Raw genomic sequence first — 17,967 nt, 5'->3', positions numbered from 1 at the left:
TTTAAACAAATGATACGAATTTGAAGTTTGAAAGTATCTGTGTTATTAATATTTAAAATAAAAAAAACAGGACTTAAAAAAATTAAGCCCTGTTTCATTTATAATGATATAAATAAATTTTTTACTCCGGCTTATAGGAGTCTTTTAATGTTACGGTTCTGTTGAATACAAAATTTGTATCCGTAGAATCCTGATCTTTGGTGAAATATCCAATTCTCTGAAACTGAAGTGGTTCTCCCACTGCAACATCTTTCAGACTTGGCTCAGCAAATCCCTGAATCGTAGACACTGAATTTGGATTAACGAAATTCAAGAAATCTACATCTTTTTCAGCATCCGGTTGTTCTACCGTGAATAAGTTATCGTAAATTCTGACATCCACAGGAATTGCATGTTGTGCAGAAACCCAGTGTAATGTTCCTTTTACTTTTCTTAAACTCTCTTCAGTTCCACTTCCTGACTTAGATTTTTCGTCATATGAAGCATAGATTGTTGTAATTTCTCCGTTTTCATCTTTCTCAACTCTTTCAGCTTTGATGATGTATGCAGATTTTAAACGGACTTCTCCGCCTAATTTTAATCTAAAGAACTTATTATTTGCTTCTTCCTTGAAGTCTTCACGCTCAATATATAATTCTCTTGAGAAAGGAATCTGTCTTGTTCCGGCATTTTCCTGCTCAGGATTATTCTCGGTTTCTAACCATTCTTCCTGTCCTGCAGGATAGTTTTCAATCACCAATTTTACAGGATCTACAACCGCCATGACACGTTTTGCAACTTTGTTCAGATCTTCACGTACACAGAAATCCAATAATTGAATTGAAATTAAATTTTCTCTTTTGGCAACACCTACTTTATCAATAAAATTTCTGATCGAAGTTGGGGTAAACCCTTTTCTTCTCATTCCTGAAATTGTAGGCATTCTAGGATCATCCCAACCAGTAACTACATTTTCACCAACAAGCCTCTGTAGTTTTCTCTTGGAAGTGATCATATAGGAAACGTTCATCCTTGCAAATTCTCTCTGCTTGTTTTTAACCTTTCCTTCTTCATAAACCTGGTCCAAATACCAATTGTAAAGCGGTCTGTGATTTTCAAACTCTAAAGAACATAGTGAATGCGAAATCTGCTCAAGATAATCAGATTCTCCATGAGCCCAGTCGTACATCGGGTAAATTTTCCAGTCTGTACCGGTTCTGTGGTGCGGTTTGTTCAAAATCCTGTACATCACAGGATCACGCATATTCATGTTGGGTGAAAGCATATCAATTTTTGCACGAAGAGACATCGAGCCACTTTCAAACTCACCATTTTTCATCTTTTCGAATAGCTCTAAAGATTCTTCAACAGGACGATTTCTGAATGGTGATTCTACCCCCGGTTCTGCAGGGTTTTTTCTTTGTTCTGTAATCACTTCAGAAGGTTGTTCGTCAACATAAGCTTTTCTTTCTTTGATCAACTGAACTGCCCAATCATAAAGCTGCTGGAAGTAATCAGATGCATACAAAACTTTATCCCATTTGAAACCTAACCATTCTACATCTTTCATGATAGAATCTACAAATTCCTGCTCTTCTTTTTCAGGGTTTGTATCGTCGAAACGAAGGTTTACGGGAGCATTGTATTTTTCACCCAAACCAAAGTTGATGCAGATCGCTTTTGTATGACCTACATGCAGATAACCATTGGGTTCAGGCGGAAAACGGAAACGGATCTGATCATTTCTCATACCGTTAGCCAAATCATCTTCTATAATTTGCTCAATAAAATTGAGTGATTTTTTTTCTTCTTCCATTAGAGTAAACTTACGTCGCTGCATGATGTACACAGCAATTTGCAAATTTAAGAAAATTAAAGGGTTAAAAAAAACGTTAATTTTTAATCTTAAATTAACATTTAATTAAGAACTTTTTCGGAACTTTATAAAACCAAAATGAATTTCACAAAAACTATTAATTATGTTTATTGAATTTTCTACAAAATGTAAGTTCTTTGTCTTCAGGTGAAAAGACATTTTCTATTCGATTGACAGTCACATAACCCAACGATACAACTACAAATTCTTTTCAGAATCTACTACACATACATATTTTAGATTACAATTGGTACGGCATTTGTAATGCTTAAAATTCTTAACGTCAAACTAAACTTTTATTATGAAAAAATTTAAAAAAACGTTTTCTTATATTTTAGAACATATTAAGAAAGCAATGTTTATCCAAAAAGATGTGATTTAATCACTACACCTAATTCAAAACAAATATTATTGATCTGAAAACTACTTCATTTAAAAAACAATCGATCACCTTTCAATTCCAAATCACTTTCGAAGTTATTGGTAAAGAGACCTCCTGTTCCCAAACCTTGAGGCATTCGACTATTTTTTGTGAAGGTGTATTGTGCAATCGCATTTAATCCTATATTGCTTTCCAAAGCAGAAGTAATCCACCAACCAATATTTTTTTGTTCCGCTAAATTTACCCATTCGTCGGAACCTGAGAAACCTCCTATCAAAGAGGGTTTCAAAATAATATATTGCGGCTTTATGGCTTCCAAAAGTTTTTCCTTTTCATTAAAATCTACAATTCCTATCAATTCCTCATCTAAAGCAATTGGAATTGGAGTTTCAGCGCATAATTCGGCCATATCGTTTTGGCTTCCCGCTTTTATTGGCTGTTCAATAGAATGAATATTCAAATCCGCAAGTTGCTTTAAAACAATTTTAGCTTCATCTTTTGAAAATCCGCCATTGGCATCAACACGCAATTCTAATTTTTCTTTAGAGAATTTTTGTCTTAGTTTCTGAAGAATTTCATGTTCAGATTTCCAGTCAACTCCGATTTTTAATTTAATACAATGAAAACCCTGATTCAATTTTTCCTGAATCTGCTCTTCCATATAGCCAACATCACCCATCCAAATCAAGCCATTGATCATCATTGAAGATTTCCTTTTTGTAAAATCGCTTGGAAAATACAGATTTTTTCCGTGTTTTAAATTTAATAAAGCCTGTTCGTAGCCAAACCAGATTGATGGAAACTCCTTTAATTCTTTCTTTAAAAATTCATAATCACTTTGAATATTTTCACACAGCCATTTTAGTTTTTCTTCATAATCCGGTCGGTCATCAAAACTCAGTCCTCTGAAAATAGCGCACTCTCCTACTCCCTTTTTCCCGTCATCAGAAATTTCGAGAATAAAAGTTTCCTTTTCATACAAAACGCCGCGAGATGTTCCACTCGGGCGTTTGAATTTTAATAAATATTGATAATATTCTGCTTTCATTTATTTTACGCTGTCGATTCGCATAAATTCTTCAGCTTTTTCTACCATTTCTACACTTCCTGCGAAAAACGGTATTCTTTGGTGAAGCTCAGTTGGTTCAACCTCCATGATTCTTCTGAAACCGTCTGTTGCCTTTCCACCCGCTTGTTCAGCCAAAAATGCCATCGGATTGCATTCGTATAATAATCTTAATTTTCCGTTCGGTGATTGACCATACGATGGATAGATGTAAATTCCACCTTTTAACATATTTCTATGGAAATCAGCGACTAACGAACCAATGTATCTTGAAGTGTAAGGGCGATCTCCTTCTTCCATTTGGCAATATTTCAGGTAATTTTTAACTCCTTGAGGGAATTTAATATAATTTCCTTCGTTGATCGAATAAATTTTTCCTGTTCTTGGAAAAGTCATGTTTGGATGAGAAAGATAATACGTTCCCAACGATGGATCTAAAGTAAATCCGTTCACTCCGTTTCCTGTCGTGTAAACAATCATCGTAGACGAACCATAAATTACATATCCTGCTGCAATTTGGTTAATTCCTTTTTGTAAGAAATCCTCCAATTGAACTGGTGTTCCTGGTTCTGTAACTCTTCTGTAGATTGAGAAAATAGTTCCTACAGAAACATTCACATCAATATTAGAAGAACCATCAAGAGGATCAATTAGAACGACGTATTTGCTTAAATGACCGTTTTCACCACATTTGATATCGATAAAATCGTCGTTTTCTTCAGAAGCAATTCCGCAGACAACTTCTCTTTGTGACAATGCTGTGATAAAAATATCATTAGCGATGACATCAAGCTTCTGCTGCTCTTCACCCTGAATATTTTGATTTCCTGCAGCACCTGTGATATCTACAATTCCAGCTTTATTTACTTCTCTGTTGACAACTTTTGACGCTAGTCTGATCGCACTTAGAAGACGCGAAAATTCACCAGTGGAATACTGAAAATCTTCCTGTTTATCGATTAAAAATTCTCCTAAGGTCTGTAATGGTTGATCTGACATTTTTTTGATTTTACTTTACCGTCAAATTTCGTAAAAATAATCAGACCTCAAAGAATTTTCTTTCAAATCCTTTAAGTAATTGATTTTCAAAAAATTAAAGCTAAAATAGCAAGATTTAAAACAATTATATCATAATTATTAATCACCAAATTGTGCTCTTTCGTATGTCACCGTAAATTTATAATTTTGTCGATTCAAAAACTTTAATTTATCTAACAATTTTATTTTTAATCTTAAATGAAAATTTTCAAGTTTGGTGGAGCTTCGGTGAAAGATGCCGAAAGTGTAAAAAATGTGTCTATGGTTTTAAAAAGCCAAGGCTTTGAGAAATGTCTGCTTGTCATCTCGGCAATGGGTAAAACGACCAATGAGCTAGAGAAAGTAGTAGAACTATATTTTAAAAAAGAAGACTATCAAACTGAAATTGAAAAGATAAAACAGAAGCACATTGAAATAGCTAAGGGGCTTTTCCAGAACGATCATGTGGTTTTTGACGAAATCAATTTATTTTTTGACGATATTGTTTCTTTTTTGAGACGAAATAAATCTCCGAATTACAATTTTGTTTACGATCAGGTTGTTAGCTGCGGAGAAATGATTTCTACCAAAATCGTAAGTGAATATCTTAATGACATCCAATTTACGAATCAGTGGCTGGATGCAAGAGATTATATTAAAACTGACGATTCTTACCGTGATGGAGTTGTAAATTGGCAGAAAACAGAAGAATTTATATCAACTTTAAATTCTTCTATCTGCTATGTAACGCAAGGTTTCATAGGTTCAGATGATAATAATTTCACAGTAACTTTAGGAAGAGAAGGTTCAGATTATTCTGCTGCAATTTTCGCATATTGCCTAAATGCCGATGCAATGACTATCTGGAAAGACGTTCCGGGAGTGATGACGGGAGATCCAAGAAAATTCAAGGATGTTTCGTTGCTTTCTAATATTTCGTATGAAGAAGCTATCGAGATGGCTTATTATGGAGCAAGTATCATTCACCCGAAAACACTACAGCCTTTACAGCAAAAAAACATTCCTTTTTATGTGAAATCTTTCGTAGATCCTACAAAAGACGGAACTAAAGTAGGGGCCTCTGATAAAAATCAAAGTGAAGAATCTTATATTTTAAAAGAAAATCAAACGTTACTGAAAATCTCAACAAGAGACTTTTCTTTCATTGCAGAAGATCACATGAGTCTGGTTTTCGGATATTTATCTAAATATAAAATCAAAGTTTCTTTGATGCAGAACTCTGCAATTTCATTAGCTTTATGTCTGGAAGATAAATTTTTGAAAATAGACGAGCTGAATGAAGAACTTCAGAAGGTATTTAAAACCGATGTTATAAAAAATGTATCTTTATTTACGGTAAGGAATGCAAAAATGGAAAACATCGGCAAATTTTACCAGGAAAAAAGTGTATTATTGGAGCAGATTGCCAAAAACACGCTTCAAATGGTAACACAATAAAATTAATCACGACTAAAAACACATGAGCTTAATTTCGAAAAATGATTTAATCAAAGCTTCGGGCTTAAATAAACTGGGATTTCTGAAGAATCCTGTTGCGTCCGCAGTGATGAGCCTTGCCAAAATAAATGAAGTAAACAGATTATATGATAAACTAAGATACAAGGAAGGCAAAGATTTTTTCGACTCATTCGTTAGAGAAAGGAATTTAAGTTACATCGCATTTGCAGAAGATTTAGCAAAAATCCCAAAAACTGGTCCATTTATCTTAGTTTCAAATCATCCGTTAGGAGCTATTGACGGAATTTTGATGTGTAAAGTTTTGTCAGAAGTGCGTCCTGATTTCAAAGTGATGGGGAATTTTCTTTTAGAGAAAATAGAACCTATGGAACCCTATGTAATTCCGGTCAATCCTTTTGAAGGAAAGAAAGAAATCCGCAACAGCGCTACCGGAATGCGTGAAACTTTAAAACATCTTGAAAATGGTGGTTGCGTAGGAATTTTTCCGGCAGGTGAAGTTTCAAACAAAAATAATCCTTACGGAGAAATTCTTGACAAAGAATGGGAAAAGCCCGCTTTGAAGCTGATAAAAATGGCAAAAGTTCCGGTTGTTCCAATGTACTTTCATGCTAAAAACAGTACGCTTTTTTATCAGGTTTCAAAAATCCATCCCAATTTACAGACTTTAATGCTTCCTGCTGAAATGATGAATGACAGGGAAAAACCTATCAGAATCAGAATAGGAAAACCCATCACCGTAAAAGCGATGGATGATATGGAAACGATTGAAGAATTGGGGGAATTTTTGAGACGTAAGGTTTATATGATGAAATCTTACTATGAAAAAAGAAAATCTCTAGCACAGGTTATTAATCTTAAAAATTTATCATTAAAATTTCAGTTACTGAGAGAAGAAAATATCGTTCAGAATATTATAGATGAAACTCCGAAAGAAGATATTTTAAAAGATATCAACAAGCTGAAAGGTACCGACAAAATGCTTTTCAGTAATGGTAATTATGAAATCTATTTTACAACCTACGACCAGATTCCTTCTGTGATGAGAGAAATCGGAAGACAGCGCGAACTGACTTTCCGTGCAGTAGGTGAAGGAAGTAATCTACCTTTTGATCTGGACGAATACGATAAACACTATCATCATCTTTTCTTGTGGGACAATGCTGCAGAAAAACTTGCAGGAGCTTACAGAATGGCTTTAGGTAAAGATGTGATGAAAAAATCTGGTATTAAAGGTTTTTACACAAGTTCTCTTTTTGAATTTGAACAAGACATCCATCCTTTTTTCAAAAAAGTAATTGAAATGGGCCGTGCTTATATTCTTGAGGAATATCAGCAAAAACCCTTACCATTATTTTTACTTTGGCGAGGAATTGTACATGTTTGCTTAAGAAATCCCGATCACAAATTCCTTATGGGAGGCGTAAGTATTTCTAATAAATTTTCGGAATTCTCAAAATCTCTGATGATTGAGTTTATGCGCTCCAATTATTACGACTCCGCAGTAGCTCAATATATTACTCCAAGAAACGAATACAAAGTAAAGCTTCGTGACAGAGACAAAAATCTCTTTTTTGATGAAATGGAATCTGATCTCAACAAGCTCGACAAAATCATCGATGACTTAGAACCGGAATTGAGATTGCCAGTTTTAATTAAAAAATATATTAAGCAAAATGCAAAAGTGATTGCATTCAACGTAGATCCCAACTTCAATGATGCGATTGACGGATTAATGTACATCAGAATAAGTGATCTTCCTGAAAGCACGATAAAACCAGTATTAGAAGAAATGAGTGAGCAAATAAGAAAGGAACAGGAAAATAATACTCCTGAAAATCAGTAAGTTTTTAATTTTAGTTAAAAAAAAGCAATCATTACTTGCATCATATATCAAAACTTACTACTTTTGCATCACTTTAAAACAACGAAGTAAATCAATGGTTTCTTAGCTCAGTTGGTAGAGCAATGGATTGAAAATCCATGTGTCCCTGGTTCGATTCCTGGAGAAACCACTTAAACCGCCTTTCATTAGGCGGTTTTCTTTTCAAAACTGTTTAAAGGTAAATTTGCAGAATCTAATATAAATTATTACTTTTGCCTCGCTTCAGAAACGAAGTACAACCAAATGGTTTCTTAGCTCAGTTGGTAGAGCAATGGATTGAAAATCCATGTGTCCCTGGTTCGATTCCTGGAGAAACCACAAAACCACCCTTTACGAGGTGGTTTTTTTATTTTAATACTACTCCATATACTTTTATAGATTTTGACAATTCTGATAAATCAAAAATAAGTATCTTCGCTTATTAAAATTTTGAACAGAAAATGAAAAAGATCATCTCCGGATTATTTATTTTTATCGCCATATTTAGCTTTGCTCAGGACGAAATCCAGTTTCAGGATATTCCTTTCAAAGATCTTATTGCCAAAGCAAAAAAAGAAAATAAACTTGTTTTCATTGATGCATACGCTTCGTGGTGTGGACCTTGTAAAATGATGGAAAAAAACGTTTTCAACAAAAAGTCTGTCGGAGATTTTTACAATAAAAATTTCGTCAACGCAAGAATCGATATGGAAAAAGGCGAAGGAAGAGAAGTTGCGCAGAAATTTGGCGTTCGTTCCTATCCTACTTATTTATTCCTGAATGGTGATGGCGAATTGGTTTCGCAAAACTATGGCTACATGGAAGAAGGTATTTTTTTGACAATGGCGCAAGATATTAATTCTCCAAATAATAAAAAAGGTTCACTTAAAGAGCGTTTTGCAAAAGGTGAAAAAGATCGTGATTTCTTAATTAATGTCATAAAACTTAATTCAAACTCTGATTATGATTTTGCGAAGCTGGCTTCGGAAAGATATTTTGCAAACAGAAAAAAAACAGATGAATTTACAAAAGAGGATGTTGGATTTCTTTTATATTTCTTAAAATCGACTGAAGATGTAAACTACAAAACATTTGTTTCTCAAAAAGTAGAAATTACAAAATTTTTACCCGAAGAAAACTATAATGAATTTAATAATCAGTTGATTTTAGCTAAAGTTGTACAGGAATCTATTGACGATAAGAATAAAAGAATCAACGAAGATTACTTTATGAAAACAGCAGAGCCTTTAGTTGGAAAAGAAGCTGCAACTTTGAAACTCAATCAGACAAAATTGAGCTATTATGAGCAAAATGTAAATTTTCCTGAATACGAAAAAGCTGCTTTAGATTATTATAAAAATGCAGATTCATTTGAGCCTAATGAACTGTTAAAAGCAGCTTGGATTTTTTCGGACAACATCAAAACAAAATCTTCTCTTAAGAAAGCTGCAGAATGGGCAGAAAAGTCTGTTATGAGAAGCGAAACTCCTGAAAACACATATATTTTAGCAAAAATTTATTTTAATTTAGGAAACACTGAAGTTGCTAAAAATTATGCTGAAATGTCTAAAAATATGGCAGAGCAATCCGGAAAAGATGCAACTTTAGCCAAAGAATTATTAAGTAAAATTAAATAAAAACACGTTGAAAAATAAAATTTTTATTGTGGCATTAAGTTTATTTTCAATCATAAACATTAATGCTCAGGAGAACCAAACGTTGGGAAACGATTCAAAATCTGAAAATAAACTTTACGTAAAAGGAAATGCATTGTTAATTCCTATCGGAGTAATCAATGCGGGTTTAGAATATCAACTAAATAACAAATTTACTTTGCAAGGAGATGTATTAATTTCTCCGTGGAAATCTTTTGCAGGACATGAATTGCAATATTATTCATTATCTGTAGAAGGTCGTTATTATTTCAAGGAAGCTTTTAAGGGATGGTTTTTAGGTGCAAATATGGGTGCTTCTTCTTTTGTACTTCAGAAATGGAGTTATTGGAATGACGATCCTTACCCAAGCAAACGAGAAGAAAATGTGATTTTCACAAAATCTAATCTTTATCAAAAAGGATATTCATTTTTAGTCGGAGTTACAGCCGGATATCAATTCAGATTGGCAGATAACTGGAATATGGAATTATACGGAACATTAGGATCATCACAGGATTTCTACAAAGGATATGACAGGGTGAGCGGAAAAAGGTATGACGAAGCTAAAAACTACAACAGAAGCGGGGAAATTATTCCATACAGAGGCGGAGTAATGATTTCTTACAGATTAAAATAATATTATGAAAATTTTCGGGAGAAACCATATTATCATTTCAGCTATTACATTTGTAATACTTTTTTTAATGAATTATTTGGGAAATAAAGAAGCTGATAAATTAGAACGTGCTTTAATGACCGCTTTCGCAGGAGTTATCGGTTTGTCAATCGGGCTTTTTATTTTGAACAAAGGAAAGGATGATAAGAATCCGCCACAGAATTTTGACTGAGAAAATGTGAATTGTGAATGGTCAATTTAACTTCGCAAGTCAATTTTAAAATTAACAAGCGTAAGCGAATTCACTATTGAGAATTCACATTTTTTAATTTTCATAGATCACATATTTTCTTCTGATTTTTGAGAATTTTTCAAGATCAGATTTCCATGACGCTTTAATTTCTGTTTCGGTTTTCCCGGCAACGATCTGTTTTCTTAATTCGTCACTTCCTGCCAAAGTATCAAAGAAAAGATTTTTAAGAAAGAAATCCTGCTGTGGATTTTTATAATTTTTGTATGCTTTGATTAGCCATTCTAAATTTAATTCTCTTAGATCCTGAGAATAATTTGAAAGATTTTCACCGTAACATAATTGTCCGTTTAGAAAAGGATCTTTCGCTCCGAAATTCGGTTTTGGAGTAAATCTATAAGGCAACTCTTTTGTCCAGGGTGAACCGTAAACCTGAAACGGAAAATCAGTTCCTCTACCCACAGAAACCTGCGTACCTTCAAAGAAACACAAACTTGGATACAGATTGATCGATTTATCATTCGGTAGGTTTGGTGAAGGTTTGTCTAAAATAGCATATCTTTTCTGCTTATGATACTTTTGCATCGGGATCAAAGTATATTTAGCCTGTACTCCATTTTTCAGCCACTTTTCACTATTGACCATTTTTCCGTATTCGCCGATCGTTAACCCGTAAACAACTGGAACCTCGTGCATTCCGACAAAACTTTCCCATTTTTTCTTTAAAACAGGACCATCAATATATCCGTCATGCGGATTGGGTCTGTCGAGAACCAGAATTTCAACATTATTTTCCGCTCCTGCTTCCATCAAATAAGTCAAAGTAGAAATGTAAGTGTAAAATCTCACTCCAACATCCTGAATATCAAATAAAACAATATCTAAACCTTTCAGTTGCTCCGGTTTTGGTTTTTTATTGGCTCCGTAAAGTGAAATGATTGGAATTCCTGTTTTTACATCTACTCCATTCTTTACTTTTTCACCTGCGTCCGCATCGCCCCGGAAACCATGTTCAGGAGCAAAAATCGTTTTAATTTTAATTCCGTTTTTAACTAAATAATCTACCACATGAGTTTTATCTTTCATCAAACCTGTTTGGTTGGTCACAATTCCTATCGTTTTACCTTTTAATAATGGTAAATATAACTCAGGTCTGTCTGCACCTGTTTTAAAACAATCCTGATCCTGAATCTGAGAATAATATGGGCTGAATACTCCTAAAAAAATTAGGCAAATAAGAACTAAAGTTTTAATTTTGAAATCTAAATTCATAAGCTTGAAATTTCCTTTATATTTCTCTAGAAAAATAGCGTTTTCCAAAGATAACAAAAATAACCTTTCTCGGGTGATCATCTTCATTGGCAGACTATCTGTTGCCTTAGGAATTATCGTTTCTTTAATTACCGTTTCCACTGGTTTTGGTTCAAAAAAAGCGATCAAAGAAAGACTGGCAGATTTCAGCGGACATATTACTGTAAAATCGACACGTTCAAATTCATCATACAACACCTCCATACTTGATAATCAAGGTTTAAATATTAAAAAATTAAAAGAGCTGGATGATGTAGAAAGTGTGCAGAAATACGCAATGGTAACGGGAATCATGCGTAATGAACACAGTTTTGCGGGAATTATCTTTAAAGGAGTAGGAAAAGATTTTGACAGCTTAAGATTCAAGAAATTCCTGATTGCCGGTAAGACACCACAGATTACAGAAAACGGATACAACAACGGAGTTACTATTTCAGAAAAAATAGCGCACGATCTTCATTTAAAAGTCAATGACAGCATTGTTACCGTCTTTGCAAAGGAAGATCAAAAGCAGATTTACAGAAAATTTCAGGTAGTTGGAATTTTCAAAACAGACATCAAAATGATTGATGATCAATTTGTAATCGGCGATGTGAATCATGTAAGAAAAATTCAGAATATGACTCCGGAAGACATTGGCGGAATTGATATTTTCTTTAAAAATGTAGATGACATCGATAAAGACACTTCTGAAATTGAAAAATTGATTGGCTATAAAAATTATGCTGAGAAAGCCACCGATAAATTCCCACAAATCAATGACTGGATCAGTATTTTTGATGTAAATATTGCTTTAATCATCTCTATCATGCTGATTGTAGTCATCATCAACATCATTATGGTTCTGCTTATTTTGATTATTGAAAGAACAAATTCCATCGGTCTACTTAAAACTCTGGGTGCTACAAATGCTCAGATTCGTGCGACTTTTATCAATTATACTTTGATTATTATGGTTCCGGGATTGCTTTACGGAAACGCATTTGGTTTAGGACTTTTATTGATTCAGAAGTTTTTGGGAATCATTAAATTAAACCCGGAAAACTACTATGTAAGCACCGTACCTGTAGATTTAAATCCTGTGGTGATTCTTTCAATCTCTGCTGGGATTTTGCTGATTTCAGGATTGGCTTTGATCATTCCGAGTTATCTGATCAGTAAAATTTCTCCTGTGAAGTCTATTAAATATAGTTAATCAGGTTATTAGTTATTAGTTATTAGTTATTAGCTATTAGTTATTAATAAAATAATTAGTTCTTATAAAAACAAAAAAACCTGAATTTTAAAATTCAGGTTTTTATTTTATTTAGATTCTATCGTCATCGTCGTTGTCTTCTTCATCGAAAACATCATCGTTGTAGTCTTCTTCTTCGTCATCATCAAAGCTGTCATCATCTTCGTCCGCAAAACTGTTGCCTCCGCCAAAGTCGTCTTCAAAACCAAAATCATCGTCCATCAAAGGCATTGCTGATTTTTTATTTTTTGAGCCAGATCCGCTTCCGCTTTTACTTGGAGCTTTCAAAGGAGCATTTCCGAATCTGTATACCGTGATCGGATAATTAACACCTTTTGTTTCATCTATCACTTCTACAAGCTCGCAGAAAAATTCCCACAAGTCTAGTAAACCATACTGGAACTGCGCTTTGTCACCAGCTGTTTCAAATGCTTCATCGATGTAAACGTCTGACATAATTTCGCCATCACCTTCATCACTCATATCTTCCAAAGGAACGCTTTTCACGATGGTACCATCTTCTTCAAGGAGGTTAAAAGTAGAAAGCTCATCACCACTAAGGTTGAAAGCGCTTTTGATTCCTAAATGAAGGTTCCAGAGTGTTTGTTTTCCTTTAATCTCAACATCACGGAAAATATCTTCTTTTGTATCTAATATTACACGGATTTTGTACACCATACTACTATTCCAATTTCTATTTTTGCCTTAATTTAATTGATCAATTTCTGTTGCAAATATATAATAAATGAGATTTTAGAAAAGAATATTTAATAAATTTTTAGAATTTTTTTTTGCTTACATTTCAGCCGTCTTATTTGCTCTTTTCAAGCATAAAACTAAATTTTGTCCCTTCAAGATACACACTTTCTACTGTAATGTTTTCATTATGAGCTTCTAATATATGCTTTACGATGGCAAGTCCTAAACCTGAACCGCCTTGTCTTCGGCTTCTGCTGGTTTCTACACGATAAAAACGCTCAAAGATTCTTGGTAGAAGCTCTTCTTTAATTCCCATTCCGTTGTCGATGACCTCAATGAGAACTTTGTTTCTCAATACGCTGGTTTTTACAACAACTTTAGCTTCCTGTCGATTGGCGTAGTGTATTGCGTTTGAAATAAGATTAATAAAAACCTGCGAAATTTTTTGTTTATCTGCTTCTACAAAGATCTGACTGTGTAAAGTTTGCAATTGTAAAACCGTATTGTTTTTTTCAGCTTCCAGATCCAGAAGGTCGAATATTTCTTTAACCAAAATGTTAACATCAAATTTTGAAACGGTAACATCTATTTCCCCCGCTTCCAGCCTGTTAATCATATCCAAATCATTGACGATTGCAATCAATCTTTCAACTGAAATACCGATTCTTTCAAGATATTTGTCTCTGATATTCAGATTTTCGACTCCACCCTCACTCAATGTTTCTACATATCCCTGAATTGAAAAAAGCGGGGTTTTGAGCTCATGAGAAACGTTTCCTATGTATTCCTTTCGATAGCTTTCCATTTTTTTCATCACTTCCATTTCAGTAACTTTCTGCTGATTGAAATCGGAAAACCTTTCACCTAATTCTTTTAAAGTAATGTTTTCCTGATTATCATAGACAATCTCTTCCGGCAAAATTTTAGAAATATTTCGTACCTGCTTTTTGGCGTAATAGCTGAAAAGCAATTCGAGAACCACGTAGTTGACCACGAACATGATCAGTACACATACTATAAAACCAATTTTAAAAAATGAGTTATGATCGTACTTTTCGTTGAGTGCATCAAAAATGATCACCAAAACCAACATCACCAATGTCAGCAGACATGATGAGATGAAACTAAGTCTGTAAAATCTCAATTTTACAAATATTTAAGGGGTTATAAGTAAAGATAGGAATTTTTGAATTAAACAATAAGTTTATATCCTATTCCTTTTAAAGTCTGAATGGTATTGATTCCCAGCTTTTCTCTCAGTCTTCTGATGTGTACATCGATAGTTCTTTCACCCACGATAACATCATTACCCCAAACTCTTTCCAAAATTTCTTCTCTTTTAAATACTTTTTCGGTATTTGAAGCTAAAAGATATAAGAGATCAAATTCTTTCTTTGGAAGTAAAAACTGCTGTCCGCTTTTTGAAACTCTGAAGTTGTCTTTATCTATTACCAAATCACCAACTTCAATCAGTTTTGCATTATCAGAAACCTGAGAAGTTAATTGTAATAATGCATTTACTTTAGAGATCAGAATTTTCGGTTTGATAAGCTTTACAATATAATCGTTGGCTCCTGCCTGAAAACCTGCCAACTGAGAAAACTCTTCACTTCTTGCAGAAAGGAAAACGATCAGACTTTTTTGAAGTTCTTTAACTTTCCTTAATTCCTGACACGTTTCGATCCCGTCTTTTTCGGGCATCATGACATCTAATAAGATAAGATCCGGGATAATTTCTTTGGCTTTTTCTATACCTTCGTTTCCGTTTGTAGCGGTCGTAACATCGTAGCCTTCTTTTTCTAAATTGTATGAAAGAATTTCGAGAATATCCAGTTCATCGTCAATTAATAGAATCTTTTTTTGGTTCATTTTCAATTTTTACATTTCAAAGTTAACAAAATTTAAGCAACATGATTGATAATTAGTTTCCATTCACATAAACTTAATATTAAAGGGTATTTCGTAATGTTTAGTTAAGAAATATTTAAAATTAACTAAACCATTTGCAGCTCATTTGTTTCATTCCTTTGCACCGAAAGTAATTAGTAAAAAAGAAATGAATTTTAGAAAACTGAGTATCGCTGTTTTGTTCCTTACAACATCCGGAACTTTATTTTACGCTCAAGAGAAAAATGACACTGTAAAGAACGAAAAAAAGATTGAAGGTGTTATTATAAAAGGGTCAACAAAAAAAGGAACTGAAGCCAACCTTATCAATATGCAGAAAAAATCTGTAGAAGTTATTGAAAGAGTCGGATCAGTACAGTTGGCCAAGCAAGGTGTGGGTGACGCTGCAACTGCAGTAACAAAAGCTACAGGAACACAAAAACAAGAAGGAAGCGGACAGATATTTGTGAGAGGTTTAGGTGATAGATATAATGGTACAACTCTTAATGGTTTGACCATTCCGTCTGAAGATCCTGAATTTAAAAATATCAATCTTGAAATATTTAAAACTTCGATGGTTGAATATATTTCTTTAGACAAAGTTTACAACCCGAAGTTTCTTGGTGATTTTGGAGGAGCAAATGTAAACATTGTATCTAAAGAACATTCCGGAAAGCCTTATTTTAAGATAGGATTAGGAAGCAGCATCAATTTACAGACATACGACAAGAAAGATTTCAAATTACAGGATGGTGGTCCTGGTTTCTTCGGATTTAAAGAAACTACTTATATCAAAGGAAATCCTTATCAAACATATCCGTTTACTACTAAATGGAATTTCAACAACGCTAAAAATCCTTTTAATACTGACATGAATATCGAAGGTGGAATAAGCTTCGGAAAACTTTCAGTATTTGCTTACGCAGGGTTTGAAAACAGCTATGAATTTAGTAAAGGTAGCGAAGGGTTCTTTTTCGCAGACGGAACTCCAAACAAAAACTATACAGATGTTGAGCGTTCGGTTTATAAAACCAATACTACCGGACTAATCAACTTAGCGTATAAAATCAACAACAACCACAAAATTAACTTCACATCAAATTACATCCATTCATCTTCTCAGTCTGCGAAGATTTACAAAGGATATTCTTATGATGTTGCAAGAGATGTAATCATCAACAGAGGTGATAACAAACTTACTGATACTTGGATCAACCAATTATTCGGAACTCACAAACTTGCAGATACCTGGACTGCAGACTGGGCTGTAGGCTACAATATGCTAAACAGCAAAAGACCAGATCGTCTTCAAAATACAATTGATGCTCAAAACCTAAACTTACTTGCAGGAAGTGCAATTAATAATCACAGATATTTTGACGAATTAAAAGACAATACAGTTTTAGGACACGCAAATCTTACAAAGACTTTTGAAAATGTGAAAGTTACTGTTGGATATGACGGATCTTACAAAGACAGAAGATTCGATAATACAACGATTGGTATGAACTTTAATTTCATTACTGCTGTAGATCCTAACAACATCGATGGTTTCATCAATCCCGGAAACAACAGTTTGTTTACTTACCAGACTTTCCAGCCAAGTGATAAACTTTTCACACCATTCTATTATACAATTAAGCAAAATACACAATCCGGACTTGCTAATGTAGATGTTACATTCTCAGATAAATTTGTAATACAGTTGGGTGCACGTTACGATTTTATTGATATGCAAACAGCCTGGACAGACGTTCTGACAAATGGTGAAGTAAAGAAGAAAAACAAAACTTACAACAAATTCTTACCTGCATTCAATGCTAAATACAGCCTTAATGATAAGCAGAATTTAAGATTCTCTTTCTCAAAAACATATACTTTACCTCAACCAAAAGAGATTATTCCTATTGCATATTATGATGTAACAAGTAACAACTATGGTAACGCATCATTATATCCTTCAGATAACTACAATATTGATTTGAAATATGAGCTTTTCCCTAAATCTGGTGAGTTGATCTCAATTACAGCATTTGGAAAATACATACAAAATCCTATTGCAAGAACTACGTATTCTACAGCTGCACCAAGTGATATGACGTATTTCAACATCGCAAACTGGGGTTACATTGCAGGAGGTGAAGTAGAATTCAGAAAAGATATTTATTCTTGGAGCAATTCAAAAATCTATACATTCTTAAACGGAACGTATATGCATTCTGAACAAGAATTAAAAAGCGAAGCAGAATTAGCAAAAGAAAACGACGGAAAAATCGCACAGTTCAGCGGTCAGACAAAAGATGATATTCAGGGTGTGGCAGACTTTATTGCAAATGCCAACTTAGGATATAACTATAAGTGGAATAACGTAAACAGTTTAGATTTTGTGGTTTCTTATTCTCGTGTCGGGAAAAACCTTTATTCAATCGGAACTAACAACGGAGGTAATTTCTACGAGCAAGCAAGAGATATTCTTGACCTTAACTTAAACTTTACTTTAAACACAATAGGAATCGGAATTTCTGCTAAAAACCTATTGAATCCTGATTTCAGAATACAACAGGAAAACAAGTCAGGAACCTTCACTCACAAAGATTATACAAAAGGTCGCCAAGTGGGACTTAGCTTATCTTATAAATTTTAAAAAATAGAAAT

General features: G+C 33.8%; 14 protein-coding genes and 2 tRNA genes. 9 read left to right on the top strand and 7 right to left on the bottom strand.

The features are described from left to right. Nucleotides 1–121: 121 nt before the first annotated feature. The 3 genes from NZ698_RS00155 to fbp form a co-directional block, all read right to left on the bottom strand. Nucleotides 122–1,795 (bottom strand): glutamine--tRNA ligase/YqeY domain fusion protein, encoded by a 1,674-nt coding sequence (locus tag NZ698_RS00155; protein ID WP_263000678.1) that lies wholly within the window; start codon nt 1,793–1,795, stop codon nt 122–124. A 488-nt stretch (nt 1,796–2,283) separates the two neighbouring features. Beyond that, on the bottom strand, nt 2,284–3,285 hold the full coding sequence (menC, locus tag NZ698_RS00150) for an o-succinylbenzoate synthase (protein WP_263000676.1): 1,002 nt from the start codon (nt 3,283–3,285) through the stop codon (nt 2,284–2,286). Further along, entirely contained in the window at nt 3,286–4,302 is a 1,017-nt protein-coding gene (gene fbp, locus NZ698_RS00145) for a class 1 fructose-bisphosphatase (RefSeq protein WP_263000674.1), read from the bottom strand. It abuts the gene before it with no gap. 237 nt (nt 4,303–4,539) lie between these two features. Between fbp and NZ698_RS00140 the strand changes: the two genes are divergently transcribed. The 7 genes from NZ698_RS00140 to NZ698_RS00110 all read left to right on the top strand — a co-directional run bounded on the left by NZ698_RS00140 (nt 4,540) and on the right by NZ698_RS00110 (nt 10,163). Next, nucleotides 4,540–5,778 carry an aspartate kinase gene (locus NZ698_RS00140; RefSeq protein WP_263000672.1) on the top strand — a complete coding sequence of 413 codons (1,239 nt, stop codon included), beginning with the start codon at nt 4,540–4,542 and terminating at the stop codon, nt 5,776–5,778. A gap of 22 nt (nt 5,779–5,800) precedes the next feature. Beyond that, a complete protein-coding gene (locus NZ698_RS00135) occupies nt 5,801–7,642 on the top strand; it encodes a bifunctional lysophospholipid acyltransferase family protein/GNAT family N-acetyltransferase (RefSeq protein WP_263000671.1) in 1,842 nt (613 codons plus the stop codon). 96 nt (nt 7,643–7,738) lie between these two features. Then, nucleotides 7,739–7,811: transfer RNA gene (locus tag NZ698_RS00130), tRNA-Phe, on the top strand. Nucleotides 7,812–7,926: 115 nt separating this feature from the next. After that, nucleotides 7,927–7,999 (top strand) — tRNA-Phe (locus NZ698_RS00125). Between the two features lie 122 nt (nt 8,000–8,121). Then, a complete protein-coding gene (locus tag NZ698_RS00120; protein ID WP_263000670.1) occupies nt 8,122–9,297 on the top strand; it encodes a thioredoxin family protein in 1,176 nt (391 codons plus the stop codon). Between the two features lie 28 nt (nt 9,298–9,325). Next, complete coding sequence (locus NZ698_RS00115; protein WP_263000669.1) at nt 9,326–9,952, top strand: DUF3575 domain-containing protein; 627 nt, start codon at nt 9,326–9,328, stop codon at nt 9,950–9,952. Nucleotides 9,953–9,956: 4 nt separating this feature from the next. Then, on the top strand, nt 9,957–10,163 hold the full coding sequence (locus NZ698_RS00110) for a hypothetical protein (RefSeq protein ID WP_263000668.1): 207 nt from the start codon (nt 9,957–9,959) through the stop codon (nt 10,161–10,163). Nucleotides 10,164–10,256: 93 nt separating this feature from the next. Here the strand turns inward: NZ698_RS00110 and NZ698_RS00105 are convergent, their stop codons facing one another. Beyond that, nucleotides 10,257–11,453 (bottom strand): exo-beta-N-acetylmuramidase NamZ family protein, encoded by a 1,197-nt coding sequence (locus tag NZ698_RS00105; protein WP_263000667.1) that lies wholly within the window; start codon nt 11,451–11,453, stop codon nt 10,257–10,259. A gap of 4 nt (nt 11,454–11,457) precedes the next feature. On the opposite strand from NZ698_RS00105, the gene NZ698_RS00100 reads away from it, so the two are divergent. Continuing rightward, nucleotides 11,458–12,687: an ABC transporter permease gene (locus NZ698_RS00100; RefSeq protein ID WP_263000665.1), complete on the top strand. Its 1,230-nt coding sequence runs from the start codon at nt 11,458–11,460 to the stop codon at nt 12,685–12,687. Between the two features lie 111 nt (nt 12,688–12,798). On the opposite strand, the gene NZ698_RS00095 is transcribed toward NZ698_RS00100, so the two are convergent. The 3 genes from NZ698_RS00095 to NZ698_RS00085 form a co-directional block, all read right to left on the bottom strand. Further along, nucleotides 12,799–13,404 carry an IS1096 element passenger TnpR family protein gene (locus NZ698_RS00095; RefSeq protein ID WP_263000663.1) on the bottom strand — a complete coding sequence of 202 codons (606 nt, stop codon included), beginning with the start codon at nt 13,402–13,404 and terminating at the stop codon, nt 12,799–12,801. A 133-nt stretch (nt 13,405–13,537) separates the two neighbouring features. Then, complete coding sequence (locus NZ698_RS00090; RefSeq protein WP_263000661.1) at nt 13,538–14,569, bottom strand: sensor histidine kinase; 1,032 nt, start codon at nt 14,567–14,569, stop codon at nt 13,538–13,540. 47 nt (nt 14,570–14,616) lie between these two features. Beyond that, nucleotides 14,617–15,294, bottom strand: a complete 678-nt coding sequence (locus NZ698_RS00085; protein ID WP_047443018.1) for a response regulator — start codon at nt 15,292–15,294, stop codon at nt 14,617–14,619. 187 nt (nt 15,295–15,481) lie between these two features. On the opposite strand from NZ698_RS00085, the gene NZ698_RS00080 reads away from it, so the two are divergent. After that, the gene (locus NZ698_RS00080; protein ID WP_263000659.1) at nt 15,482–17,956 is read left to right on the top strand and encodes a TonB-dependent receptor domain-containing protein; all 2,475 of its coding nucleotides are present in this window, start codon (nt 15,482–15,484) and stop codon (nt 17,954–17,956) included. The last annotated feature ends 11 nt before the right edge of the window (nt 17,957–17,967 follow it).

It is taken from the genome of Chryseobacterium edaphi, from assembly GCF_025628985.1.
Classification (GTDB): Bacteria; Bacteroidota; Bacteroidia; order Flavobacteriales; family Weeksellaceae; genus Chryseobacterium; species Chryseobacterium edaphi.
Note: the sequence above shows the minus strand (reverse complement) of the source record. Positions and strands in the feature narration are given on the sequence as shown.